The following is a 26,447-nucleotide window of genomic DNA, read 5'->3' on the forward strand; positions in this document are numbered from 1 at the left end:
ATAATATGATTTAGTAATATTTTAAAACACTTTATGTTAAAAAGAATTTTTAGTGCATTTGTTGTTCTATTAATTGCCTCAACGTTAAGTAGTACTGCACAAAACGAATTACCGTTACCAAGCAGTACCATTCAACCCATTTCTGAAATAGATAATGGTCCTTTGCAGGTGTTTTTAGAACAAGAAATAGAGAGTCAGCCTTATTGGAAAAAGTTGGCATCTCAAAAACGTCTTGCTGTTGGAATTATTGATTTAAATGATCCAGATTTTGTGCAATACGCAGGTATTAATAGCGAAGAGATGATGTATGCCGCTAGTTTACCTAAAATTGCAGTCCTTTTGGCAGCAATGGACGCTATAGATAAATGTGAACTTATACCTACACCAGAAGTACGTAGTGATATGAAGCTTATGATTAGTAAATCTAATAACCAAGCTACAACCCGTATGATAGATCGTGTAGGCTTCAAAAAAATATCAGACATATTAACAGATCCTAAATACAACCTTTATGATAGAGAAAAAGGTGGTCTTTGGGTAGGCAAGCGTTATGCTGCACAAGGAAATAGAGTGCCAGACCCTATTAAGGGTTTAAGTCACGCAGCTTCAGTAAAGCAAGTTTGTAGGTTTTACTACAAATTAGTTACTGGTAATTTGGTTAATAAAGAACGCTCTCAAGAAATGTTGGATATCATGGAAAACCCAGCATTACATCATAAATTTGTAAATACCTTAGACAGAATAGCACCTAATGCAAGGTTGTTTAGAAAATCTGGATCTTGGAGAAACTTCCACTCAGATTCTATACTTGTTTGGGGAGAAGATGGCAGGAAATATATATTGGTAGCCTTGGTCGATGATCCTAATGGTGAACAGATTATACGTAACCTAGTAGTTCCTGTTGAAAAAATCATAAAAAAACTGCGATCCTTTGAAAACAGTTAATTTATGTTTAGTTTCACTTTGTGAAAATTAAACAATTTTTTCTAAAAACATTTGGCATAAGAAGCGGCGAATTTGCCGTTTCTTTGCTATTACAGCTATATGTGTTTATCATTATTTCTACGCTTTTAATTGTAAAGCCTACGGTAAATGCATTATTTCTTTCTGAGCTTACATCAGAGGCGCTTCCTTATGCATTTTTGCTGGTAGCTCTAGTAGCTGTTGCCACATCTTTTTTTTATAATAAGGCATTAAAGCACTTTCCCTTAAATCAGATAATTACGGTAACCATCTTGGTGTCCAGTTTAGTGTTTATATCACTAAAAATTATTCTCAGCCTTAAGTTCTTTGCAGAATGGCTTTTGTATATATACTATGTATGGGTAGCATTATTCGCGTTATTAACTACATCTCAATTTTGGTTGCTAGCCAATCTTGTATTTAATATACGGCAAGCAAAACGACTTTTCGGGTTTATTGGTGCAGGTGCCATTACTGGTGGTATTGTAGGAGGTTACCTAACAACCTTATTAGCGCCAAAAATCGGAAATGAAAACTTAATTTTAATTGCGGCTGTATTAATACTAGCGTGTATACCAATACTAAATTTCATATGGAGTAGACACGTTAAGAAACTAGGGTTTTTCAGGCAAAAACAACGAAGTGAATACTCTAAAGACACCTCTTTTAAACTTGTCTTAAAATCTAAACACCTTACTTACATAGCTGGAATTATTGGTTTGGGAGTTTTAATGGCTAAGTTGGTAGATTATCAGTTTAGTGATTTGGCATATCGTAAGATTCCAGATTCAGATGAATTGGCTTCATTCTTCGGATTTTGGTTTTCCACCTTTAATGTTATTTCATTGGGAATACAGTTATTCTTTACAAGACGTGTACTCAATTTTCTAGGTGTTACAACCAGTTTATTACTATTGCCAATAGGAATTGGTGTTGCAGCTGTCCTGTTCCTTGTATTCCCAGAATTATGGGTTGTAATTATAATAAAAGCGATAGATGGAAGCTTTAAGCAATCTGTTAGTAAAGCATCTACAGAGTTACTTTATCTACCAGTTTCTAATGATTTAAAAAATAAAACTAAAGCTTTTATAGATGTTGTTGTAGATAGTATTGCAACTGGTATAGCAGGTTGTCTTCTCATCTTTGTAATAAGAGGTTTAAAACTGCCTACAATATATGTTACCCTTATTATTTTAATCTTAATTGTAATTTGGGTTATCGTAATCTTTAAGGTAAGGAAAAGCTATTATAATGCGTTTAGAAGTAATTTATTAAGCTTCGCTGAAAAAACATCTTCTACAACACCCAAAAAAGTAACAAAAGCTACAAAGGAAACAGTTATAGAGGTACTAGAAAAAGGTGAAGATTCTGAAATATTATATATGTTGAAACGTATCAATTCTATTTCAGATAAACGATTAAAGACTTTAGTTATTCAATTACTTCATCATAAAAACCCAAGAATTCAAGCTGAAGCTATTTCTAATCTATATCATTTAGACAAAGGAACCGCTATTGTTGAGGTTGAAAAACTCGTACACTCTAAGAATGATTACGTTGTATTTTCAGCAATGGAATATCTTTTAACGCATACGTACGTAAACAATCTAAAGATTTTCAATTCTTATTTAAATCATGACGATCCATATATCTCATCTGTGGCACTTTTATGTTTGTCTAAAGAATCTAGAGATAACGCATCAATAGGAAGACAATATGATTTACATAATAGACTGGAGCAAGCTATAATAAACATAAACCTACCAAGTGAACACCATCGAACTGAAGAAACAATTGAGCTTTTAAGAGCTGTTGGTTATTCTCACGATCCTAAATATTATTCATTTATAACAGCACATTTTAACAATAGAGATGAACGTGTAGTATTGGCTGCTATTCGTGCAGCAGGAGATAGTGCAGCTGCAGTCTTTATAAACTATTTATTAGACTTTCTTCTATTAAAAAAATACAGAGAAGAAGCTATGGAAGCTCTGTTTAAGTTTGGCCCACAAATGATTAAGACCTTACGCATTATGCTTCATAAGGGTTCTGTAGCAGAAAATGCAAAGCAATTTATACCTGCAATAATGGCTAAATTTGAAACACAGTCTGCTGTAGACGAGTTATTTAAACTCCTAAGGCATAAAGACATTGTGTTAAGGTTAGAGTCTGCCAAAGCATTAAACAAGATTAAGAATAACAAACCAAAACTAACATTTAGTAAACGTAGAATTGTAAGACGTCTTTTAACTGAATGTAAAATGTATCAGGAAACATTAAGTGCTATGTCTTTACAGAAACAAATAAGTTCTAGGTTTGAAGATCAAAATAATTTTGATTACGATTTAGATGAATTTTCTGCACGACAAAGTTTAATAGATTTGTTAGACAGACGTTTAGAAAATGGTTTGGAACAAATTTTTCAGTTATTAGGATTACGTTACCAGCAAAAGGATATAGACATTGCATATCAAGGTATTATAAGCGAAAAGAAAGATATGCAAGCCAATGCTATCGAGTTTTTAGATACGCTGCTAACACCTAACTTAAAAAGTACTTTATTACCAATTGTCGAGAATACAACTCTTGTTGCATCTAATGATGTGTCTGATACTATGTTAAGTGACATTCCTTCAGAATATACATGTTTTAAACGCTTGCTTAAGGGAAGAGATCTTAAAATTAAACTAGCAGTACTGTATCTTCTCAAGCATTTAAATGATAAGCGTTATTTAAAATTGGTAAAGCCACTTATTAATCATCATCACAAAAAAATTAGAACGTTTGCAATACAGGCTAAGGACAATTTGCAGTCTTTATAAATACAGGTAGTAGCTATTTATAGGGCTACTACCTGTAAATAGTATTAACCTGTGTAAGCACCAGAAGAGTAAGTTAACTCATAACTGTGTGTATAGATTTCGAAAACAATCCCAAAAGGATCTTCTACATAACACATTTTAAAAGGTTTTTCTTTAGGATAATACTCTCTAATTGGCATACGCTGTTTACCACCATAAGCTTTAATTTTTTCAATAAGGTCTTCAATATTTGGATCTTGAATACAAAAGTGAAATAAACCAGTATTAAAAGGATTAAATTCTGGAGCTTCCTTTACACCTTGCGGAAAAGAGAAAAGCTCTACACCAATACCATCTGAAGTTGCCAAGTGAGCAATTTCAAATTCTTCCCAATCATTACCAAATACATCGATACACATTTGGCCTATTGCTGTATCTGTTTCCTTTTTAACTTTTGAAGGTTCCATAATAACATACCAGCCCATAACATCTGAGTAAAATGACACTGCTTTCTGTATATCTGGAACGGTAATACCTATGTGTGAAAAAGACTTAGGATAATTCTTATTAGCTTTCATAATTATAATTTTATGATGTAAAATTACTTTATATTTACCTCAAAAGCAATAACTTACCCAAAAGTGCTATAGTTACCTAAAGGAGTAAAATGCAGAATTACAATATGTTATATAGATTATGAAGACAACTATTTCTTGTCCGTTACATTATACAATGTCATTAATTGGAACAAAATGGAAACCTTTAGTGTTATTTCATTTGTTAGATGGTCCTTTACGATCTGGTGTGCTTCAGAAGAAAGTACCAGAGATATCTAACAAAATGTTTACACAAACTGTTAGAGAATTAGAAAAAGATGGCTTGGTTGCTAGAAAAGTTTATCCAGTAGTACCTCCTAAAGTAGAGTATAAATTAACCTCTCGAGGTTTAAGCTTAAAAGATATTCTTATAGGTTTGGACCAATGGGGTGAGAATGATTTAAAGCAATAAAAAAAGCCTCTTCACATTATCCGGAAGAGGCTTTCTTTAAATATATATATATTAAAAAGTTTAGCTCTCGTCTTTTGTTTCTTCTAAAACTTCGACAGGTGCGTTTCGTTCTGTTACTAAATTATCTATCCTACCAGCAAGCGCTTGGTGATCATAGGCAGAGTTTTTTCTTAATACGTTTGTCATAAGACATACTAAATATTTTTTTCCATCAGGATGCTCTACTATAGCAACGCTGTTCATATAATTGTAAACGTTTCCTGCATATTTTGCGCAAGATTGGCCATTACTACGATCACAACTGTATAAACTACCAGATTTAAAGAAAACTGCAGCATCATTTAAAGTAGGAGAGTAGGCGTATCTAATTCTACGGTCTGTCATATACAGCAAACGTTTAATTTCTAAACTGCTTTCAGGATCTATAACTTTTCCTTGTTCTAACTGTACTAAATATTTCATTAGACCGAGCGGTGTACCAATACTTCCACCAATATCACCTACATGTTTGTTTGCTCCGCTTGTAAAGAAACTACCCAAACGCCACTCATCTTCAGTAATACCTAAAAACCGAATTGGTTTGTTTACAACATCATTAGAGAGTTGAGTTAACTCTCTACGGTCTGTATCTTTCCAATACGCATTAGCTTGTTCTTCTGTAAGGCTAACATAATCGTAACCAAAGGCTTCCATTAATACAGCTTCTCGCCAAACCACACTTGCAGCACCGTTGTTACTTACACTCATCATATGGTCTACCCATTCATAAAGTGTAAACGTATCATCTGCTCTTACTGTACGTTTTATGAGTTTATCATCTTCTACATCGTAAATTGGCACTGTATGGTGATCGTATAATGCCCAATCTCCAGCTCTTATAACCTTATTTTTTAAAATCTCTGTTCGAGCATCCCAAGATTCAGGACATATTTTTTTTAATTGTGTAAATAAAGCATTAGCTACCATTATTTTTCCTACGCTACCTGGTTGGTAACCTGCGCGTTCATTATAACCTGCATATTTTAAATTGTCTGGATTTGTCATATCCATTACAGTTACAGAATAACCTCTAGTACTTGGTAAGATTGCTTTAAGCTTTTTAGAAAACTCTGGGTCTTCTACTAAAAGTTCATTCAGAGTACTGTTCTGTTTTCCTGTAAGATTAAGTTTTATGCAGTTTAAAGGAAGTAGGGCTCCTTTTCTAATTCTTCTAAATTCTTTAGTACTGTCTTTTTGTATACGTTCTAATTGTAATAGGCGCTTTATACCTGTTGTTGCATATCCATCTATAGGATAAGACTTAGTGGTTGTAAATGCAAATGCGATAAGGCAAACACCTATAACCGCTATGTATCTTAAAAATGTATTCATATTATAATGTTGTGTTTAAAGAAATAGTTTTTGAACCATCAACTTCTGGGCTAATGGATTTTAAGTATTCAGAACTTTTGGCATTGTCATTTTCTACAAAAGGCCTAATTTGAAATAACCAGAGTTTATTATTTAAAAAGCCAAGCTCTACATCATAAGGTCCAGTATTATCTGCCGTAGTAGCTTTAGGTAAGGTTACTCTTATATCTTTGGCCAAATCTCTTATATCTCCAATATTTTTTTCTGAGAGTATAGGAGCTTCAAACGTTGCAATGTTTCGTTCTAATCCACCATTTTCAGGTAGCCTATTGTAATAAGGTTCTCTAGCAGGAGAAAGTAAACGTGCAGATTGAAAGGTGTCAATTAACCAAGCTTCGGCAGATTGACCATCTACTGCGCCACCAGCACCTCTTGAGAAAGCTACTGTTAAGTCGTCTTCATTATTGTTGCTTATGCCTTTTGTAATTAATACACCAGAATACTCAACATCTACAGAAGGAATGATCAAAATAGACGGATACACATTTTCAGGATTATTTAAATATTGTTGTCGCCATTTAAAACTACGTTCTGTATATGGAGAAGCCCAAACATCTTTAATTCCTTTTAAAATCTTTTCTCTATCTCTTACATTGAAAACAGTTAGATTTAAACCTGCTCCTGTAAAGCTATCTAAATCTTCCATATTAGTATCACTTCTTAAAAATACAGGAGTACCGCCAATTGAAGTATTAAAGTTCTTTTGAAAACTCTGCTCTAAATCATTTAAGAAGCTTTGCTTTAATGGCATTTTTGCGATAGCTTCCCTAAGCTGAAGCATTCTGTCCAAAGTACATAATTGTACTTGCTCTTCAGAAAAATCTTCTGCTCTCATTTTAGAAGCTTGAGCAAAAGTCTCTGTAAGATAATCCCAATAACTGCCTTCTTGTAATGGCATATCTTGGTTCATATGCTCCTTAAATATCCCAAATGGGATAACAGAACCATTAACCACTTTATCAGGAAACATTTGTTTTAATTGTCCTAAATTGGCTGCTTTAGGACCACAATATTTACCAGAACTTGCAGCATTTAACTCACTAAGATCCATAGGAGTTGTTCTACTTAAATCTATTTTTTGAGTAGGTACTGCAATTTTTTCCTGATCTCGTTCTTTTACTTCAAAAAGCTCTTCTTCATCATTACTCATATCATCTGCTGGCTTCAAGATAACAGTTCCTTTATTAGAAACAGCATAAAACATCTGTTCGCCATGATACTTACTTATATCATCTATAGTTTCATTAGAAATAACAGCATTTGGAATTCCTAAATTTCGAGCTAACAATTGCACGTGAGATACCAAGTTACCTTCTGTAACTGTAGCAATACCAGCAACTGGTTTAAGATCTGAAGGTGGTCTTTGAAAAATATATATCTTATTAGGAGATACATCGTAATGGTCTACTGCATTTTTTACAACTACAAGTTCACCAAGTGCATACCCAGGATTTAGACCTCGTATACTGCTTTGGTTGCTTACACCTTCTACTTTATTAGAGAGATTAGCTTCTTCTGCAATAAAGTTACCAAGTTCTCCAACGCTATTTCCTAATTGTAATGCTAATGAAGATCTTATGCGATCGTCTATAAAAGAATTTGCTTTAGGCTCAAAACCGGCATAAGTTTCAACATCGTCACCATAAATGGCATTTACCATTCCTGCACTCCATTCAACTTGACTTCTGGCAACATCTAATTTTTGGTTAAGCTCATCTAATGTAAGCGCTTTGTTTTTTGAATTTTGCAGTAAATGGTCTACCTCATTCCATTCCCACCATTCTACAAATCCTGCACTAGCTGAAGCTTGACTAAGTGCGTAAATCTTATCTAAAAGCTCTGCGACAGTTGTAGGTATCCAATCTGGAGCTGTTTTAAAAATAAGGTTTTCTAAATCTGTTGAAATATCTAAAGCTGCAAGCCTGTCTGATGTGCTTCTGATACTTGTTAATTCTGTTCTTATATCACACATTAGGTTTGATGCATCTTCAATAAACTCAGAAGTTATAATAGTGTCTTTATGAATTTCAGTAAATTTTTCAATTTTAGTCCTTAAGTATGAACCGTTTGGTAGCACCCTTGCATTAGCTTTAAATTCATTAATATCAATAGGTTGATAATACGCAGTCATCACTTTTATAAGTGAATCGGTTTGTTTTTTTATTTTCTCAGGAAGCTTTTCAGCATTTTTCTCTTGAAACTCTTTAACTAATTTAATATTGGCCTTTTCTGGTTGGTTATGAATTTTAGTCCTAATATTCATAAACCTAGAGTAATTATCGCCTATAGTTTTAGATAGTGTTCTGATAATTGCACCTTCTTGTGTTTCAGATTTGTGAGGAATGTCTTTTACAGATTCTCTAATTAAAAAGTAATTTGCATCTATACGAGCATCACTCCATAATAACCAGTTATAAAAATCTATACCCCATTCTTCTTCATCTTCAGATTGAACAGAGCCTCTGTAATATTGTGCGCGTCTGTTTACCCAACCATCATCTATACGTTGTAGGTATTTATTAAGTTGATATTGTTTAATGCGAGAATTGTTATTTCTGCTATCCCAAAACTCTCCTTGCTCTGTGTAAGCTAAGATATCTGAGAAAAATAAATGATTTTTTTTCTGAATTTCAATTAAATTATCCTTGTAACTAGCGTGTTGTATACCACCACCAATTTTATCTGGACAAGGGTCTTTAGAGTCTCTACGAGTACCATCTTCGCAAAACCATTCAATTTTTTTATAAGGACCACGATCTAAAGATTTGTACTCTTCAATTCGTTTAGATATGTCTTGGTTAGATAATTGTTGTGCTTGTAAAAAGCTAAAAGTACATATTGTAAACAGTACTAGAAATGTAATTTTTCGATTCAAAGTAACGTGAATTTTTGTTTAGCACAAGATACTTTGTTTTAAACAATATAGAATAGTAGCACCTGTTAAAACACCCTTAAATGCGGAGTGTTTTAGGAGTTTTAAGTGCTTTTTAAGTTACTCTTAATAAGGGTTTAACATTTAAAGCTAATCTGAGTTAAGTAAGAGTATTAATAAAATGATAAAGTTCACCTTACAGCTATCTAGGTTGTACTTTTCCTTTAATTTTAAATAAAAAACAGACATGGAAAAAGTACTTATAGTAGGCGCAAACGGAACAACAGGAAAGCAAATTGTGATGAAACTTAAAGATTCATCTAATTTTGAACCCGTAGCAATGGTTAGAAAAGAAGACCAGAAAGCTCAATTTGAAACCGAAAACATACAAACAATATTAGGAGACCTTGAAAAAGATTTAACTCATGTAGTTAAAGATGTAAATCGCGTTGTATTTGCAGCTGGTTCTGGTGGTGGTACATCAGACGAGAAGACAATAGTTATAGACCAAGAAAGTGCTAAACGTTTAATAGATGTTTCTAAGCTTAGCGGCATCAAAAAATTTGTAATGTTAAGCTCAATAGGAGCAGGACATCCGGAAGATAGTGACTCATTACAAGTGTATTTAAAAGCTAAGCATTTAGCAGATGAACATTTAAAAGCAAGTGGTTTAACTTACACTATTGTAAGACCAGGTACTTTAAAGAATGATGATGCAGTAGGCAAGATTGAAACTAAAGATCAATTTGAAAAAGGCGGAAAAATTAGTCGAGCAGATGTAGCTGAAACTTTAGCTACTGTAGTTTCAGACGATTATGCTCAAAATGCAATTTTTGAAATGATTGAAGGAGAAACTCCTATTAAAGATGCACTAAAGGCACTTTAATAAAAGAAACATATATAAGATTGAGTTTAGAGCGCTAGTGTTACTGGCGCTCTAAATAGTTTAATAAAGGTGTTATAAACCTTTCAAAATCTTCTATATGAGGTAAGTGACCTAAATCTTCCAACTCTACCAAAGTAGCATTTGGTATTTTATCTCGAGTCTCTTTACCTAGTTGGTCGTATAATCCCATTGTTGCTCTTACGTCTTCAGACACTAATGGTTTTCCTAACGCAGTACGATCTCTTGTGCCTATGATTAATAAAGTAGGACTTTCAATTTGTTTAAATTCATATACTACTGGTTGTGTAAAAATCATATCATAGGTAAGTGCAGCATTCCAAGATATTTTTTCATAATCTTCACTTAATGTCCAACCTGCTAAAAGGTTTACCCAAGCATCATACTCAGGTTTCCAAGTGTTGTCGTAATAATTTTTTTTCTGGTATGCTTTAATTGATTCATAATCCTTCTTTAACTCATTTGCATACCACCATTCTATAGGTTTATAAGGCACTTTAAGCTTCCAGTCCTCTAAACCAATAGGGTTAAGCAATACCAATTGTTGTGTAGTTTCAGGATACATTAAAGCAAAACGAGTAGCCAGCATTCCTCCCATAGAGTGTCCTAAAACTACAGTTTTGTTAATGTTTAAAGTATCTAACAAGGTCTTGGTGTTTAAAGCCAATTGCTGAAATGTATAATGAAAATGTTCAGGTTTTGTAGACTTTCCAAACCCTATTTGGTCTGGTACAATAACACGATATCCCTTTTTTGTTAAAGCATTAATAGTTGTTTCCCAATATGCTCCATTAAAATTTTTACCGTGCAAGAGCATAACATTTTTACCGTTATAGTTATCGGGCTTAACATCCATATAGGCAAAAGAAAGGTTTTGGTTTTGAGCTTGAATAGTAAGGGTAGAAACCTCGTAAGGATATGAGTAGTTACTCAAATTAATATCTAAGGCTTTAATGGAGTCTTGTTGTGCATTAAGTACTGTAGAAAATAATAAAAGCGTGTATATAATATATTTCATAATTGCAGATTTTACTACAAGATACAATCAATTAAAAATTGCTAAAATAATGTAGTGTTAAATGGATATTAAAACTTTAGTTCTAATCTAATAGAACTTAGTATTAGACCGCTTATAATCTGTACCTTTGCATTTCATTAAAGATATATATTTTGAAGACATTTTCAGACTTAGGCATTTCTCCTAAACTTGTTAAAGGACTTACTGAACTTGGGATTATAAACCCAACCGAAATACAAGAACAGGCAATTCCAGTACTATTGGAAAAGCCTACAGATTTTGTTGGCCAAGCACAAACAGGTACAGGTAAAACTGCAGCTTATGGTTTACCAATGTTAGAGCTTATTAATGCTTCTAAAAATCATGTACAGGCTTTAGTACTTTGTCCTACAAGAGAGTTAGCTATGCAAGTTTCTAAGCAACTATTTAAGTTTACAAAATACTCAGATAAAATATTCTCTGAAACAGTTTATGGTGGCGCTCAAATAGATAAACAAATTAAAGCCTTACAAAGGCCAACACATATTATCGTGGCAACGCCAGGCCGTTTGGTAGATTTAATGAAGAAAAAAGTAGTAGACCTCACTAACGTAAAAACTGTGGTTTTAGATGAAGCAGATGAAATGTTGAATATGGGTTTTAAAAAAGATTTGGATACCATTTTAAGTGCTTTACCAGCTACAAAAAACAGATGGTTATTTTCTGCAACATTACCAGAAGGCATCAGGCAGATTATAAACTCTCATTTATCTAGTAATTCCATTAAAATTAAGGTTAGCGGAAAAAATGTAGTAAATAAGAAAATTGAGCATAAATATATTCTTGTTGAAGATGCAGATAAGCTAACCACATTATTACAATATTTAAAATTTAAAGGTAAGGAACGTGGTATCGTTTTTTGTAAAACTAAAAACACTACCAAGACTTTAGCAAAGCAATTAATAGCTAAGAACATCTCTGCAGATGCTATTCATGGTGATTTGCTTCAAAAGGAAAGAGATAAAGTCATGCGTGCTTTTAAAAATGAAAGCTTACGTATTTTAGTAGCAACAGATTTAACTGCAAGAGGTATAGATGTAGAAGATTTAGCCTTTGTTGTTCACTATGAATTGCCTAGCCAAGATGAATTTTATACTCACAGAAGTGGTCGTACAGCTCGTGCTGGTAAAGAAGGAATGTCTTTAGCTATAGTAAACTCAAAAGAATTAAAGCAGCTTAGATTTTTTGAAAAGACTTTAGGTATTAGTTTTTCACAGATACGACAGAAGTAAAATATATTATTTAATTCTTTTTTTCATCTCTTCAACTATATTGTAAGCTGCAGGACAAATGCCTACATTCTTTATAGTAAGATTAGATATTTGTTGAAACTTTTTTCGGTCTGTATGAGGAAACTCTGCACAAGCTTTTGGCCTTACATCGTAAATTAAACAATGGTTTTCTGCGTCTAAAAATGTACATGGTACAGATTGTAGCACGTAATCATTATCTTCATCTATTCTTAAATACTGGTCAATAAATTGCTGCGGTTTCTGCTTAAATTTTTTAGAAATGCGTTCAATATCTTTATTTGTAAATAGGGGACCAGTTGTCTTACAGCAATTTGCACAATCTAAACAGTCTGTTCTTGAAAACTCTTCTTCGTGTAACTCTACCATTAAACTATCCAAGTGCTTAGGCGTTTTTTTCTTAAGCTTAGAAAAGAATTTCTTATTTTCTTGTTGCTTATCTTTGGCCAAATTTGGAAGCTGGTCTATAAAATCTTTCATCCTGCAAAGGTACTTGTATTTTTAAATTAGTTCAGCTTATAATAAATTAAACCAAATCTTATGAAAGATGTTTTTGGTAAGGCAATTACAGATTATTTTAATGGTATAAACGATGCAGATATCTCTGTACACTCTAAAGATTTTGAAGATGACACAATTCCTGTTCATTATCTTTTTAGAGATTTTAGTGAGATGCCAAAGATTGAACAACTTGCATTACAAAATACTAAAGGCTCTGTATTAGATGTTGGTTGTGGTGCTGGCAGTCATGCTTTATACCTGCAAGAGCAAGGTCTTGATGTTTTAGCAATTGATACCTCAGAAGGTGCAATAACCACTTGTAAAAGACGTGGTGTTGTTCAAGCTCGTCAACTCTCATTTTTAGAAGTAGAAGGTACTTTTGATACAATTATTCTATTAATGAATGGTACAGGAATTATTGGATCGTTACAAGAGATACCTGCGTTTTTTGATAAATTAAAATCTCTCCTTTCCAAAAACGGACAAGTTTTGATAGATTCTTCAGACTTGATTTATCTGTTTGATGAAGATGATTTAGTACAAGGGTATTACGGTCAAATGGAATATAAATTGTCCTATAAATCTATAGAGACAGACTGGTTTAATTGGCTGTTTTTAGATAAAGATAATTTAAATGAGGAAGCTAAATTACACGGTTTTAATTGCGATATAATTTATGAAGGTGAGCATTATGACTATTTAGCAAAGCTTACTGTCCAGTAGTATAGCCCATTTGTTGTAAATCTTCTGTTACCATTCTATATAAATCTCTGCTCCAAATTTCAGAAACTTCTGCTACGCGTTGTTCTAGGTTGGTCTTATTTTCTAAAAGTTTAGCTCCAGCATCTGATGCATAAAAATCTCCAGCTACACTTTTTTGAGCTATTGTAAGTTTTGTAGGATCTGTCATCATTTGTTTGCCAGCCTCTGTATTATAAAATGCTAACATACGTTTAATATTATCGTGGGAAAACGTAGTTCTATAAGGTGTAACAAGTAATAGCTTAATACTTTTAAGGGCTTTGGTTTTATATTTAGTTTCTAATTGTCTCCAGACATCATTAGATATATTGTTTCCTGCATATTGTTTTGAAAGCATTACAAATAATTGGTCTACTGCTTGTGCATATTGCGTCTCAGTTCCATTCACTTCTAAATAACTTACAATATCTTCATTATAAGAATTGCTTTGCCCGTAGGTAATTGTATTAAACGTTAAAATAATTGTAATTGCTATACCAAATAATCTCATAGGGTCGTTATTATTGTAATTTTGATACGCTAATATAAATTTAAAAAAGAGTTATGAGATTAAATACAATTATTATTTACCTATTTGTAGGAGTTTTCTTATTGGGTTGTAGTAGTGATTCAGATAATGATAATGGAAATGTAGATCCTAATAACCCAAAAGCTGGCAACCAATTACCTTTAGGGAGTTCTGCAAATGATTTGCTTAGTGATCAAAACTTCTCGAATTTAGCAATTGAAATTGCAGTAGATGATAATGTGAGTGTAAGTAATTCTGCTTTAATAGATTTAGAAGAATTTTTAGAGGCACGAACGTTTAAGACTAATATTACAATTACACAGCGTACAATTGAGTCTCCAGAGATGTCTCCATATTCTAACTCTGAAATTGTGAGTATAGAAGATAATAACAGAACATTATATAATACAGAAGATACAATAGCAGTATTTATTCTTTATTTAAGTGGACAAAGTGAAAATGATGAAGGTAACAGTGTTACATTGGGAACTGCATATAGAAACACATCTTTAGTTTTATATAAAGAAACTATTGATAATGCAGGACAACCTTTAAATACACCTTCTGTTTCAGAAATTGAGTCTGCTACTTTACAACACGAGTTTGCTCATTTATTTGGTTTGGTAGATATAGGAACTGAAGCACAAACTCCACACGTAGATCCAGATTCTCAAGGTCACTGTAATGTAGAAGATTGCCTTATGATAGCTTCTATTGAGTTTGCATCTGGTATGATAGGTATGAATAGTGTACCTTCTCTAGATCCTCAATGTATTAATGATTTACAAGCTAACGGCGGAAGATAGTCTTAGGAAACATCATAAAAAAAGCTCGCAATTTGCGAGCTTTTTTTTTAGTTAACCTGTTCACCGTTTACATAGGTTTCAAGGACTTTAATTGAAGGTATATTAGAAGCTTCAACTTCCATTATATTTTCATTTAAAACAATAAAATCTGCAAATTTACCAGCTTCTAAACTACCTTTTTCATCTTCTTCAAAGTTTGAGAAAGCTGCCCAAATTGTCATTCCTTTTAAAGTCTCTTCTCTAGTTAAGGCTTCTTTCATATTAAATCCGCCTTCAGGAAATCCAGAAGTATCTTGTCTTGCAACTGCAGCATAAAATGTTAAGAATGGGCTAACTTGCTCTACAGGAAAATCTGTCCCTAACGCTACTATGCCAGCTTGGTCTAGTAACGTATTATAAGCATAAGCACCTTTTATTCTTTCTTCACCCACACGATCTTCAGCCCAATACATATCACTAGTAGCGTGAGTTGGCTGTACACTCGGAATTATACTTGTAGAGAAATAATCAAAATCTTGATCTGTTATAATTTGTGCATGCTCAACTCGCCATCTTCTATTTTCTTCTTTAGAAAGTAATTTGTCATACGTACGTAACACCACGATATTAGCAGAATCTCCAATTGCGTGAGTATTCATTTGATACTCTGAAGCTGCAATACGTTCTGCAAGGGTTTTAAAGTCTTCTGGACCAATAACCATTGCTCCAAAATGATTGTCCTTATCTGAATATGGTTGCTTAAGTGCAGCACCTCTAGAACCTAAAGCACCATCTGCATATACTTTTACAGATCTAATATTAAGTCGGTCTGTTTTTATAATTCCTTTGTTTAAGTAGTAGTCTAAATTTTCTTCGGTATTACTAATCATACCATACACACGCATTTTTAAATCGCCTGCTTGTTGTAAGCTATCAATAAGATGATACTCGTCTTTACTTAATCCAGCATCATCTACAGTAGTAAGGCCATAGCTAAAACAAATATCTTGAGCTTCCATTAAAGCCGCTATTTGTTGCTCTCTTCCTGGTTTAGGAACAACATCTCTAACAAGAGACATAGGATTGTCTATTAAAATACCGGTAAGCTTACCATCTTTTAATTCTACTTCGCCACCTTCAACTTTTGTAGTGTTTGTAATACCGGCAAGCTCTAAAGCTTTCTGATTAGCAATAAGCGCGTGACCATCTATTCTTGTTAAAGCTACTGGTGTATCAGGGAATAAAACATCTAACGTATCCTTATTTGGAAACTCTTTAACATCCCAGTCGTTTTGATCCCAACCTCGTCCTGTAATAAAAGGAACATTTTTTTCTTTTTGAAATGCTGTTACACGCTCAACAACGTCACTAAAACTTTTAGTTCCCACCAAATCTACACGTTGTTGTTGTATACCTAAGTTGTAAAAGTGGCAATGTGCATCAATAAAACCAGGTAATATGGTTTGGCCATTAATATCGTTTTGAACATCAGATGTATAGGAGTTCGTTATGTCTTCAGAAGTTCCTATAGCAACTAACTTACCGTCTTTAATAGCCATTGCTTCGGCTTTACTAAAGTTATCATCTACAGTGTAAATGTTTGCATTGTAGACAATTAAATCAACAGGTGTTTTGGTGTTGCAACTTTGAAGAAGTGCTAGAAATAGCAGAGAAAATACAATTTGTTTCATTATAATTGGTTTGTGAAAACTAAGATACTGAAAAATTGTGATTGACATAATTATCGTATTTTTCAGAATTAAGACTGTTACTATTGAAAACCCTTAAGATTTCCCGTTATTCAAGCAAATTTAAAGATCTATGGAATCGGTTTTGCCAAGATTCTAAGAATGCTACATTTCTTTTGCAACGTGATTTTATGGAATACCATAAGGATAGGTTTGAAGACTATTCTTTAATGGTTTTTGAGGATGAAGCTTTAGTAGCTGTATTGCCGGCTCATAAAACAGATTATGCACTCTATAGTCATAATGGCCTTACTTATGGCGGATTGGTTTTGAGTCCTAAAGTAAAGCTGCCAAAAGTTCTAGAAATTCTAAAGACTATACTTAAATATCTAGAGGATAATTCTATTGAAACTTTAGAGCTTAAGCCGCTTCCTAAAATTTATGAATCTAAATTTACTGGAGACCTAGATTATGCCTTGTTCTTGGTGAACGCCAAATTAGAAAAGCGTGAAGCAGCTTCTGTTATTAATTTACAAAAGCCATTTAAAATTCAATCTAACAGAAAAGAAGGTGTAAAGAAAGCAAAGGCTCATCAACTTGAAATAAAAGAAGAAATAAATTTTAATAGATTTTGGGAGTCAATTTTAATACCAACATTACGTACACAATTTGATGCCAATCCTGTGCACTCATTGAATGAAATAACTACACTGGCAAATAATTTTCCACAGCATATAAAACAATTTAATGTATACCACGATAATACAATAATTGCTGGAGCCACTATTTTTGAAACAGATGTGGTAGCTCATACTCAGTACATAGCGAGTAATGAAGATAGGCAAGCTTTTGGCAGCTTAGATTTTCTATTTAATTATTTAATTAATGAAAGATATTCTGATAAGTCTTACTTTAGTTTTGGAACTTCAAATGCAAATAATGGTAAGACCCTAAATAAAGGTTTAAATTATTGGAAGGAATGTTTTGAAGCGAGAACAGTAGTACATGATACCTATAGCATTAATACAAAGAATCATAAACTTATAACACAATCTTTATTATGATTCCTTTTTTAAATCTACGTCAGCTTAATTCTAAATACGATACTGCTTTTAAAAATGCATATCGTGATGTTTTAGATTCCGGCTATTATATATTAGGCAAACAAGTTTCTCTTTTTGAAGATAATTACGCAAGTTACTGCCAGGTAGAGCATTGTATTGGAACAGGAAATGGTCTAGATGCACTCACATTAATCTTAAAAGGCTATATGTCTTTAGGTAAAATAAGTAAAGGTGATGAAGTTATTGTAGCATCTAACACATACATAGCTACAATTTTAGCAGTTAAACTAGCTGGATTAACGCCTATATTGGTAGAACCAGATATTAACACGTATAACCTTGATAGTCGTTTAATTAAAAATAGCCTAACCCCAAATACTAAGGTGGTTTTAATGACGCATTTATATGGACAATTGTGTGATGTAAATGCAATAAGAAGTATATGTGATAACAACCAATTATTATTAATTGATGATTGCGCACAATCTCATGGCGCACGATTAAACAGCAAATTAATTAGTGGTAATTTATGTGATGCTTCTGCACATAGTTTTTATCCAACAAAAAATTTAGGAGCTTTAGGAGATGCTGGAGCTGTAACCACAAACGATAACACATTGGCAGAACGCATAAAAAGTTTGAGAAATTATGGGTTTAATGAACGCTACGTGGCAGATTATGAAGGCGTAAACTCAAGNTTAGATGACGTGCAGGCTAGCANCTTAAATATAAAACTTAAANNCCTAGATGACGATAANGCCTCTAGGCAACAGATTGCAAGAAGGTATATANCNGAGATACAAAACGACGCCATAATTTTACCATTATATGATAATTCTCAAAATCACGTATTTCATCTGTTTGTTGTAAGGGTAGTTAACAGAACTGCATTTTCAACCTATCTAAAAAATAACGCAATAGGATATAATATACATTATCCTGTTGCTCCACATAAGCAGCAAGCATTACAAGAGTTAAGTAAATTGAGTTTTCCAATTTCNGAGAAAATACATNATGAAGTNATTAGTTTACCTTGCCATCCTATGTTAACTGATACAGAAGTGTCTACCATTATTAACGTTGTTAATGCTTATAAATGAAGTTTTTAAATCGGCTTATAGGTGGTAATGTACTTTTAAAAGTAACATCTCTNAATTCTTTNAGTGTTATAGCCCAAATGGTATGTGGTTTAATAATATCTAAAGTAATAGCAGTTTTTGTAGGNCCACAAGGAATGACGCTTATAGGAAACCTTAGAAATTTTTTAGGCGCCGCACAACAAGTTAGTATTCTAGGTATGTACAATGGTATTGTAAAATATACCGCAGAATTTAAAGAGGATAACCTTGAGCTTAAAAAACTATTTTCTACAAGCTTCTATTTTGGTGCTTTCTCAACCATACTTAGTGCACTTATCATATATTTTAATGCTGGTNTTATAAATGCATATCTTTTTGAAGGNGAAGATTATACAAGTGTAATTAAAGCCATATCCTTTGCGTTACCATTTTATTCGCTTAACTTTTTTTGTATTGCAATAATAAATGGGTTTTCTAAGTACAAAAATTATGTGTTAATCACATTTGCATCAACATTACTTGGTATGCTCATAACTGTTACATTAATATGGCAACAGCAATTAACAGGCGCATTGTATGCTATTGTGGTAGTACCTGCATTAAATTTTTTAGTCACGTTGGTTCTTATCTTAAACCAAAANAACTTTGCATCGTTTCTTACCTTAAATTCAATTTCTAATAGTTACATAAAACGGTTAGGGAGTTTTGCTATNATGAAATTAGTTTCGGCAATNAGTTTACCATTAATTATGATTGCNATAAGAACTGAAATAGTAACAGTACAAAGTGCCACAGAAGCAGGTTACTGGGAAGCAATGAATAGAATTTCTAACTATTACTTGGTCTTTTTCACCACATTACTTACACTTTATATTCTTCCTAAGCTCTCTGAGATTAATGACCCTAAAGCATTTAGAAAAGAAATATTTGGCTTCTATAAAACCATTTTACCATTGTTTGCTGCTGGAATGTTAATTATATATGTGCTAAAAACCTATATCATACAAATTGTTCTTACAGATGANTTTTTACCAATGTCNTCTTTATTCTTTTGGCAGCTAAGTGGAGACCTAGTAAAAATTGCAAGTATTGTAATCGCTTATCAATTCCTAGCAAAGAATATGTTTTGGCATTATATTTTTGTCGAAGTAGGTTCAGTTTTAACCATTTACTTTTCTAGTCTTTATTTTATAAATACTTATGGTTTTGTAGGTGCTTCTATGGCACATTTATTTAGTTATACTATACACTTTATAGTAGTGCTTATAATATTTAGGAAAGCTCTTTTTAATCTCAAATTTTAAGGAAGGAGAATTTATTCTTTTACTGAATTATAAACTTCAATATATTGTTTACTAACGGTTTCAAGATTATGATACTTGGATACAAATAGTTTAGCATTATATCCTATTGATGCTATCTTCTTAGGGTTTTCAATAAGCTCACTAAGCTTTTCCACTAAATATGCGACATCAGGTTTTGCATTTATGCAGACGTCTTCCTGCAAATTGTAGTGCTCATAAAAACAACGTTCTGCTCCAGTAAAGACAACCTTCCCTTTTGCCATAGCTTCTAGAGCATTGTAGCCTTGATCGTAAGAATAAATTTGGTCTAAATGTATATGAGCAGAATTATTAGCTCTAACATACTCGTTGTACGGCAAACTATACGTAGAAGTGATTTTAACTTGATCCTTATAGTTCTCTTTAATACTCTTTAAAGCATCTTCAAAATAGGCGTTTCCTTTCTTAATATAATTACTGTTACTTATACCATGAAAAATATGAATAGGCGTTGTAGGCAATTCAGAAGGAAATTCTAATGCATTAAGATCAATTGGCGTTGGTATTAATTTTGTCGTTTTAAGATTCCCTTTTAGTGATAATAGATAGTCCATATCTGTAGGAATTATGGCATCTACATTATTTACAACATAGCTATATTGAGANCTATAAGCTTTTGAAGTGTATTTTAAAGTATATTTAAACGCACTTGCAGTTACCTTTTTATGTTTTAAAGGTGTTAGTAAATTATAGGGTTTGTCATTATTTAGCAACCAATCTACAAAGTGAGTATCATCTCCACANGCACTTAAAACAACAGATTTATTATGTTTAAAAATTGATTGTAATATAGATTTTGCCAACCAAGGATATGTAAATAAAGCATCTGAATTTATAAGTTGTACAACATCATAATTCTTAAACTTAGATTTTAGAAATTGGTAACGTACGCCTTGTTCTACCTTAAGAAGATCTATTTTGAATAAGGTGTAAATTGCATTTTTAAATTTTCTAGGAATATAATATTTAGAGAACCAAACAGGCTTTGTTGAAATATCTACAGGATAGTTTTTATAGTTATCACCATCACCAACTAAAACAACGGTATGTCCTAATTGTTGTAAGCCTTTTTTTAGGGAGTTATGAAACCCACTATATTCGCCAATAAGAAGAATCTTCATAATGATGGATAATGCTATCTTTGTAAAGATACTATTCTTATGGGTTTGTCAAATCTTTTGTTTGTTACGTTAAGACGTGTAAAATACACGTGGCTATCTTCAGCTAAACGAGTTGTAGGTTCGCCTATTAAACACCAACCTCTTTTGCTTAATGGGTTAGGAGAGTTAAAATTTGGGAGAGCCAATCATTTTGGTGTCATAAGATCTCCACATTATTATACAGGATATAGTTATATAGAGGCTAGAGAAGTAACCGCTAGTGTTACAATTGGTCATAATTTTAATGCAAANAATAATCTTAGCATAGTTGCAGAACATGCTTCTATCTCAATAGGAGACAATGTGGTTTGCGGCTACAATGTACAGATATATGATTCTAATTTTCACGACTTACATTCAACTAATCGAATGGAAAATAAAGGAACATCTTCTTCAGTTAAAATTGANAACAATGTTTTTATAGGTAATAATGTTGTGATTTTAAAAGGTGTAATTATTGGAGAAAATGCAGTTATAGGTAGCAATGCAGTTGTAACTAAAAACGTTCCTAGTAATGTTATAGTGGCAGGAAATCCTGCAGTACAAGTTAATACAGTAAAGGTTTAGGTTTTGACGGTTTCTACATTAAAACATACTATTCAAGAAGAATTAAAAGATGTGTATCCTGTACAAGAAATTCACAATTTTTTTGTGCTACTGTCTGAAGCTTATTTAAAAATGTCTCGTTTAGATATTGTAATGAATCCTAATACTGTAGTTTCAGCTGCTATTCTTGCTAAATTTACTGAAGCATTTAAACGATTAAAAGTTTTTGAACCAATTCAATATATAATTGGAGAAACTGAATTCTTCGACCTTAATTTTAAAGTGACTCCAGATGTATTAATACCACGTCCAGAAACTGAAGATTTAGTTAGGTGGATTATACAGGACCAACACAAAACGAATTTAGACGTTTTAGACCTCTGTACAGGCAGTGGTTGTATAGCAATTAGTCTTAGTAAATATTTAAAAGATGCAACNGTATCTGCTTTAGATATATCTACTAGTGCATTGGCTATCGCTAAAGAAAACGCTGAGAATAATAATACTAATATTCATTTTTTACTTAAAGATATTCTTGCTTCAGACAGCTTACCACAACACTATGATGTTATAGTTTCTAATCCTCCTTATGTGAGAAATTTAGAGAAGGATTTAATGAGTAACAATGTACTTGAGCACGAGCCACATTTAGCATTATTTGTTGAAGANGATAACCCTTTAATNTTTTATANTAAAATAATAAGTCTATCTAAAANGCACCTTAAACCAAANGGCACNTTATATTTAGAGATTAATGAATTTTTGGGAGAGGCAACTCAAGTTCTTTTAGATTCAGATTCTTTTACCAATATTGAATTAAAGAAAGATATCTTTGGAAAAGATAGAATGCTTAAAGCCACTTTAACTTTATAAAATTATGAGTAAACTAACCGCTATTGCAGTATTTTGTGGGAGCAGCCCAAGTAATGATGATGCAATTTTTAGAGCAGCTTATGGTGTTGGAAAACACTTAGCCACTCATAAATTAGATATTGTTTTTGGTGGAAGCAAATTGGGCTTAATGGGTCAGGTCGCACAAGGAGCTTTAGATGCAGGCGGAAATGTAATTGGTGTTATTCCAGAGTTTCTAAGAACAAAAGAANTAGTACACAATNATTTAACCGAGTTAATTATTACAGACTCTATGCAAGAGCGAAAGCTTAAGATGCACGAATTAAGTGANGGTATTATAACGTTACCTGGTGGTTTTGGCACTTTTGAAGAGCTTTTTGAAATGCTAACTTGGGCACAATTAGGACTTCATAAAAAACCAATAGGAATTTTAAATACTAATGGTTACTATGATGATTTGCTAGTGATGTTAAAAACAATGGTTAACAAAGAATTGCTTTCTAAAGAAAATTNTGAACTCTTGTTGGTAGATTCAGATTTAGACCAATTAATTAAAAAGATGGAAAGCTTTACACCACTACCAGTTCCTGAGTGGATGAATAAAGACCAAGCTTAAAAATGATAAGCATTACCAACCAAATAAGCTTAAAGGAGATTACACAACATGATTCGACCTCACTTTTTCAATTAATGAAGGTCGTTTATACAAAAGCCTATAGTTATCTTTGGGAAGAACAAGGCGAATGGTATTTAAACCTTAACTGGACACCTAGTCAGATATCAAAAGAATTAAGCGATCCTAATGCAAGCTATTATTTTGTGTTAGTTGAAAATGAAGCGAAAGGTATTTTAAGGTTTGTTAGAGATGCAGAGTTTAAAGACAAAAAAGATCTAAAATTTTTAAAATTGCATAGGTTGTACTTAGATGATAGCATTCATGGAATAGGTGTAGGCAAACATATAATGACTTGGGTAGAGCAGTATGCAAAAGATAATAAGTTTCACGGTGTCTGGCTAGAAGCTATGGATACTAAAGTGCAAGCATTAGAATTTTATAAACGTTGCGGGTATAAAATAACGAGTAANTTTAGGTTAGATTTTAAACGAATGCATCCAAAATATAGAGGAATGCATAATATGTATAAAACATTAGAGTAAGTATAGTATGACAGTTAAAGATCAGATACAACAACTTAGAGAAGAGCTAAGGCAACATAATTACAATTATTATGTATTAGACAAGCCAGAAATCTCGGACTATGATTTTGATCAAAAATTAAAACAGTTACAGGATTTAGAGACAGAAAACCCTGAGTTTTATGATGCAAATTCGCCAACGTTGAGAGTTGGTGGGCAAGTCACTAAAAACTTCGATACAACNACNCATGACTATCGTATGTATTCTCTAGACAATTCTTATTCTAAAGAAGATTTAGAAGATTGGGAAAAACGTATNATGAAGATGGTAGATGGAGATNTGCATTATACTTGTGAGTTAAAATATGATGGCGCTTCAATAAGTTTAACTTATGAGGATGGAGAGCTTATTAGAGCTGTAACAAGAGGTGATGGTTTTAAGGGAGATAATGTAACCAATAATGTTAAGACAATACGTTCAATTCCTTTAAAATTAAATGGAGACTACCCTAAACGATTTGATATTAGGGGTGAAATTATCTTACCTTTAGAAGGGTTTACAAAAATGAATGCAGAGCGCGTAGCCAACGGTGNAGAAGCTTATGCTAACCCAAGAAATACNGCTTCTGGAAGTTTAAAATTACAGGATAGTACAGAAGTTTCAAAACGCCCNTTAGATTGTTTGNTATACTCAATAATTGGCAAAAACTTAAATTTCAAAACCCAATTTGAAGGTTTAGAAAAGGCAAGAGAATGGGGCTTTAAAGTACCAGAAGTTGCAACTTTAGCAAAAAGCACGAAAGAGGTTATGGCGTTTGTTAATTATTGGGACACCCATCGTCACGATTTACCATATGAAACAGATGGTGTTGTAATAAAAGTAAATAATTTACAGCAGCAAGAAGAGTTAGGATATACTGCTAAGGCACCACGTTGGGCAATGGCNTATAANTTTAAAGCAGAGCAGGTTTCTACAGTATTAGAGAAAATTACATATCAAGTTGGCCGCACTGGTGCNATNACACCTGTTGCTAACTTANTACCTGTGCAGTTAGCTGGTACAACTGTTAAGAGAGCCTCTTTGCACAATGCAGATCAAATAGAAAAACTGGACATAAGAGAAGAAGATACTGTTTTTGTAGAAAAAGGTGGAGAAATCATTCCTAAGATTATAGGTGTCGATTTTACAAAAAGAGATAAGACCTCTAAACCTACACAATATATTGAGCATTGTCCAGAATGTGAAACGCCGTTAGTGAGAAACGAAGGCGAAGCACAACATTATTGTCCAAATGAAGAAAGTTGTCCGCCACAAGTTGTAGGGAGAATTCAACATTATATATCTCGTAAAGCTTTAGATATAGAAGGTTTGGGAGGAGAAACTGTCGCGTTATTAGCAAATGCAGGTCTTATAAAGAATTATGCAGATTTATATACATTAAAAATTGAAGATGTATTGCCATTAGAACGTATGGCTCAAAAAAGTGCAGAAAATTTAATTAATGGAATTGAAGCTTCAAAACAAATTCCTTTTGAACGTGTATTATTTGGTTTAGGNATAAGACACGTTGGTGAGACTGTAGCAAAAACACTTGTTAAAACGTTTAANACAATTGAAAATTTAGCAAATGCCAAAGAAGAACAGCTTGTTGAGGTAGAAGAAATAGGAGGTAAGATAGCAGAAAGTGTTGTAGCCTTTTTTAGTGATGAGTATAAAAAAGAGACTATACAACGTTTAAAAGAGTACGGTGTTCAATTAGAGATATCTGCAGAAAANTTACAAGGACAAACAAATAAGCTTGAAGGCGAAATAATAGTAGTNTCTGGTGTATTTAATAAACTAAGTAGAACAGAACTTAAAAAAGCTATTGAAGATAATGGCGGTAAAGTATCCAGTTCAATTTCTTCCAAAACAACCTACTTGGTTGCAGGAGAAAATATGGGTCCTAGTAAACGCACAAAAGCAGAAGGTTTAAATGTTCCAATTATAACAGAAGATGAGTTTTTAGATAAGATACAATGAGGTTAAAAACGAAACACATTTTTTACGCATTTATAATAAGTGTTCTCTTAACTATGTTATTTGAATATTTAGACGTTTTTGAGTTTCAGGTGTTGTTTAAACCTTTTATAATTTTATGCCTATACTTTTATTATAAACGTTTAGAAACTAAAAAAGCATTGCTTTATGAAGCTGGCCTTCTCTTTGCATTTATAAGTAACATCCTATTTTTAGATAGAAGTATTCCTAGTTTTTTATTCTTTGGNGTTCTGTGTTCTTTAGGGTATCTCACAATATTTATATTTTATATTCTTAAACAAACCCGAAAACGTAATTTCTTAGCCGTATTAGCAACATCAACACCTTTGTTGTGTATTGCTGCATATCAAATCTATTTGTTTAGAGACAACTTAGAAAGTAATTTCTGGTTAATCATTTTAGGTGGTTTTATTATTTGTATGTATAGCGGTCTTTCCTTTTATACTTATTTTTTAATGAGGAGTAGGAAAACAAGATATTTACTAATTAGCGGTATTTGTATGTTTTCAACAGCAATATTTTTTAGTATAGAAGTTTTCTTTTTAAACTCTGATATTCTGAGAGTTCCAATTATGGGTGCTTATGCTTTACTTCAATACTCTTTTATGAAGTTTATTTTAGAAGAAGAATCTGAAGAAGACGCTTTATATTTAGAAGAAAACCTGCTGTAATAAATTGTATTTTTGTCGAGATTTTAAAGAGCTATGGTATTAAAT

The 26,447-nt window shown here is 32.6% G+C and carries 23 protein-coding genes; 15 read left to right on the forward strand and 8 right to left on the reverse strand.

The genetic code is table 11. The annotated features are described in order from the left end of the window. Positions 1-33: 33 nt before the first annotated feature. The gene (locus tag CL818_RS01875) at positions 34-945 is read left to right on the forward strand and encodes a serine hydrolase (protein ID WP_013187606.1); all 912 of its coding nucleotides are present in this window, start codon (positions 34-36) and stop codon (positions 943-945) included. A gap of 20 nt (positions 946-965) precedes the next feature. Then, positions 966-3,785 (forward strand): Npt1/Npt2 family nucleotide transporter, encoded by a 2,820-nt coding sequence (locus tag CL818_RS01880; protein WP_272974216.1) that lies wholly within the window; start codon positions 966-968, stop codon positions 3,783-3,785. Positions 3,786-3,829: 44 nt separating this feature from the next. Here the strand turns inward: CL818_RS01880 and CL818_RS01885 are convergent, their stop codons facing one another. Then, positions 3,830-4,342 (reverse strand): VOC family protein, encoded by a 513-nt coding sequence (locus CL818_RS01885; protein ID WP_219359525.1) that lies wholly within the window; start codon positions 4,340-4,342, stop codon positions 3,830-3,832. 118 nt (positions 4,343-4,460) lie between these two features. On the opposite strand from CL818_RS01885, the gene CL818_RS01890 reads away from it, so the two are divergent. Continuing rightward, entirely contained in the window at positions 4,461-4,772 is a 312-nt protein-coding gene (locus CL818_RS01890; RefSeq protein WP_272974215.1) for a winged helix-turn-helix transcriptional regulator, read from the forward strand. Between the two features lie 60 nt (positions 4,773-4,832). Here CL818_RS01890 and CL818_RS01895 read toward each other — a convergent pair whose 3' ends face one another. After that, entirely contained in the window at positions 4,833-6,143 is a 1,311-nt protein-coding gene (locus CL818_RS01895; RefSeq protein ID WP_272974214.1) for a serine hydrolase, read from the reverse strand. Between the two features lies 1 nt (position 6,144). Next, entirely contained in the window at positions 6,145-9,057 is a 2,913-nt protein-coding gene (locus tag CL818_RS01900) for a PEP/pyruvate-binding domain-containing protein (RefSeq protein ID WP_272974213.1), read from the reverse strand. Between the two features lie 244 nt (positions 9,058-9,301). On the opposite strand from CL818_RS01900, the gene CL818_RS01905 reads away from it, so the two are divergent. Continuing rightward, the gene (locus CL818_RS01905) at positions 9,302-9,940 is read left to right on the forward strand and encodes an SDR family oxidoreductase (RefSeq protein ID WP_013187612.1); all 639 of its coding nucleotides are present in this window, start codon (positions 9,302-9,304) and stop codon (positions 9,938-9,940) included. A gap of 40 nt (positions 9,941-9,980) precedes the next feature. Here CL818_RS01905 and CL818_RS01910 read toward each other — a convergent pair whose 3' ends face one another. Then, complete coding sequence (locus tag CL818_RS01910) at positions 9,981-10,976, reverse strand: alpha/beta fold hydrolase (RefSeq protein ID WP_272974212.1); 996 nt, start codon at positions 10,974-10,976, stop codon at positions 9,981-9,983. Between the two features lie 152 nt (positions 10,977-11,128). Here CL818_RS01910 and CL818_RS01915 point away from each other — a divergent pair, with 152 nt between their 5' ends. Beyond that, complete coding sequence (locus tag CL818_RS01915) at positions 11,129-12,247, forward strand: DEAD/DEAH box helicase (RefSeq protein WP_272974211.1); 1,119 nt, start codon at positions 11,129-11,131, stop codon at positions 12,245-12,247. Between the two features lie 6 nt (positions 12,248-12,253). Here CL818_RS01915 and CL818_RS01920 read toward each other — a convergent pair whose 3' ends face one another. Next, on the reverse strand, positions 12,254-12,745 hold the full coding sequence (locus CL818_RS01920; protein WP_013187615.1) for a YkgJ family cysteine cluster protein: 492 nt from the start codon (positions 12,743-12,745) through the stop codon (positions 12,254-12,256). Positions 12,746-12,805: 60 nt separating this feature from the next. Between CL818_RS01920 and CL818_RS01925 the strand changes: the two genes are divergently transcribed. Further along, the gene (locus CL818_RS01925; RefSeq protein WP_272974210.1) at positions 12,806-13,489 is read left to right on the forward strand and encodes a class I SAM-dependent methyltransferase; all 684 of its coding nucleotides are present in this window, start codon (positions 12,806-12,808) and stop codon (positions 13,487-13,489) included. Here CL818_RS01925 and CL818_RS01930 read toward each other — a convergent pair. Further along, complete coding sequence (locus CL818_RS01930) at positions 13,476-14,018, reverse strand: DUF2059 domain-containing protein (protein ID WP_272974209.1); 543 nt, start codon at positions 14,016-14,018, stop codon at positions 13,476-13,478. The genes CL818_RS01925 and CL818_RS01930 overlap by 14 nt on opposite strands. A 53-nt stretch (positions 14,019-14,071) precedes the next feature. Here CL818_RS01930 and CL818_RS01935 point away from each other — a divergent pair, with 53 nt between their 5' ends. Then, positions 14,072-14,842 (forward strand): hypothetical protein, encoded by a 771-nt coding sequence (locus tag CL818_RS01935; RefSeq protein ID WP_272974208.1) that lies wholly within the window; start codon positions 14,072-14,074, stop codon positions 14,840-14,842. A 47-nt stretch (positions 14,843-14,889) separates the two neighbouring features. On the opposite strand, the gene CL818_RS01940 is transcribed toward CL818_RS01935, so the two are convergent. Next, entirely contained in the window at positions 14,890-16,512 is a 1,623-nt protein-coding gene (locus CL818_RS01940; protein WP_272974207.1) for an amidohydrolase, read from the reverse strand. Positions 16,513-16,595: 83 nt separating this feature from the next. Here CL818_RS01940 and CL818_RS01945 point away from each other — a divergent pair, with 83 nt between their 5' ends. Next, positions 16,596-17,573, forward strand: a complete 978-nt coding sequence (locus CL818_RS01945; RefSeq protein WP_286971287.1) for a GNAT family N-acetyltransferase — start codon at positions 16,596-16,598, stop codon at positions 17,571-17,573. Then, positions 17,570-18,673, forward strand: a complete 1,104-nt coding sequence (locus CL818_RS01950; RefSeq protein WP_286971288.1) for a DegT/DnrJ/EryC1/StrS family aminotransferase — start codon at positions 17,570-17,572, stop codon at positions 18,671-18,673. The genes CL818_RS01945 and CL818_RS01950 overlap by 4 nt, the downstream gene beginning before the upstream one ends. A 1,294-nt stretch (positions 18,674-19,967) precedes the next feature. Here CL818_RS01950 and CL818_RS01960 read toward each other — a convergent pair. Then, positions 19,968-21,116 carry a glycosyltransferase gene (locus tag CL818_RS01960; protein ID WP_286971291.1) on the reverse strand — a complete coding sequence of 383 codons (1,149 nt, stop codon included), beginning with the start codon at positions 21,114-21,116 and terminating at the stop codon, positions 19,968-19,970. A 408-nt stretch (positions 21,117-21,524) separates the two neighbouring features. On the opposite strand from CL818_RS01960, the gene CL818_RS13555 reads away from it, so the two are divergent. The 6 genes from CL818_RS13555 to CL818_RS13520 all read left to right on the forward strand — a co-directional run bounded on the left by CL818_RS13555 (position 21,525) and on the right by CL818_RS13520 (position 26,402). Continuing rightward, a complete protein-coding gene (locus CL818_RS13555) occupies positions 21,525-21,722 on the forward strand; it encodes a DapH/DapD/GlmU-related protein (protein WP_502692189.1) in 198 nt (65 codons plus the stop codon). Between the two features lie 132 nt (positions 21,723-21,854). Next, positions 21,855-22,574, forward strand: a complete 720-nt coding sequence (gene prmC / locus CL818_RS01970; RefSeq protein WP_502692190.1) for a peptide chain release factor N(5)-glutamine methyltransferase — start codon at positions 21,855-21,857, stop codon at positions 22,572-22,574. A 4-nt stretch (positions 22,575-22,578) separates the two neighbouring features. After that, positions 22,579-23,169 (forward strand): LOG family protein, encoded by a 591-nt coding sequence (locus CL818_RS01975; RefSeq protein WP_286971295.1) that lies wholly within the window; start codon positions 22,579-22,581, stop codon positions 23,167-23,169. 74 nt (positions 23,170-23,243) lie between these two features. Further along, positions 23,244-23,711 carry a GNAT family N-acetyltransferase gene (locus CL818_RS01980; protein WP_502692191.1) on the forward strand — a complete coding sequence of 156 codons (468 nt, stop codon included), beginning with the start codon at positions 23,244-23,246 and terminating at the stop codon, positions 23,709-23,711. A gap of 7 nt (positions 23,712-23,718) precedes the next feature. Further along, the gene (ligA, locus tag CL818_RS01985; protein ID WP_286971299.1) at positions 23,719-25,713 is read left to right on the forward strand and encodes an NAD-dependent DNA ligase LigA; all 1,995 of its coding nucleotides are present in this window, start codon (positions 23,719-23,721) and stop codon (positions 25,711-25,713) included. A gap of 53 nt (positions 25,714-25,766) precedes the next feature. Next, positions 25,767-26,402 (forward strand): lysoplasmalogenase family protein, encoded by a 636-nt coding sequence (locus CL818_RS13520; protein WP_272974198.1) that lies wholly within the window; start codon positions 25,767-25,769, stop codon positions 26,400-26,402. The last annotated feature ends 45 nt before the right edge of the window (positions 26,403-26,447 follow it).

The sequence above is a fragment of the Croceibacter sp. genome (genome assembly GCF_002716225.1).
Lineage (GTDB): Bacteria > Bacteroidota > Bacteroidia > Flavobacteriales > Flavobacteriaceae > Croceibacter > Croceibacter atlanticus.

Coding starts and splice junctions, on each gene's coding strand:
- CL818_RS01875 (WP_013187606.1), top strand. CDS start 34: ATGTTAAAAAGAATTTTTAGTGCATTTGTTGTTCTATTAATTGCCTCA.
- CL818_RS01885 (WP_219359525.1), bottom strand. CDS start 4,342: ATGAAAGCTAATAAGAATTATCCTAAGTCTTTTTCACACATAGGTATT.
- CL818_RS01890 (WP_272974215.1), top strand. CDS start 4,461: ATGAAGACAACTATTTCTTGTCCGTTACATTATACAATGTCATTAATT.
- CL818_RS01895 (WP_272974214.1), bottom strand. CDS start 6,143: ATGAATACATTTTTAAGATACATAGCGGTTATAGGTGTTTGCCTTATC.
- CL818_RS01905 (WP_013187612.1), top strand. CDS start 9,302: ATGGAAAAAGTACTTATAGTAGGCGCAAACGGAACAACAGGAAAGCAA.
- CL818_RS01910 (WP_272974212.1), bottom strand. CDS start 10,976: ATGAAATATATTATATACACGCTTTTATTATTTTCTACAGTACTTAAT.
- CL818_RS01920 (WP_013187615.1), bottom strand. CDS start 12,745: ATGAAAGATTTTATAGACCAGCTTCCAAATTTGGCCAAAGATAAGCAA.
- CL818_RS01925 (WP_272974210.1), top strand. CDS start 12,806: ATGAAAGATGTTTTTGGTAAGGCAATTACAGATTATTTTAATGGTATA.
- CL818_RS01930 (WP_272974209.1), bottom strand. CDS start 14,018: ATGAGATTATTTGGTATAGCAATTACAATTATTTTAACGTTTAATACA.
- CL818_RS01935 (WP_272974208.1), top strand. CDS start 14,072: ATGAGATTAAATACAATTATTATTTACCTATTTGTAGGAGTTTTCTTA.
- CL818_RS01940 (WP_272974207.1), bottom strand. CDS start 16,512: ATGAAACAAATTGTATTTTCTCTGCTATTTCTAGCACTTCTTCAAAGT.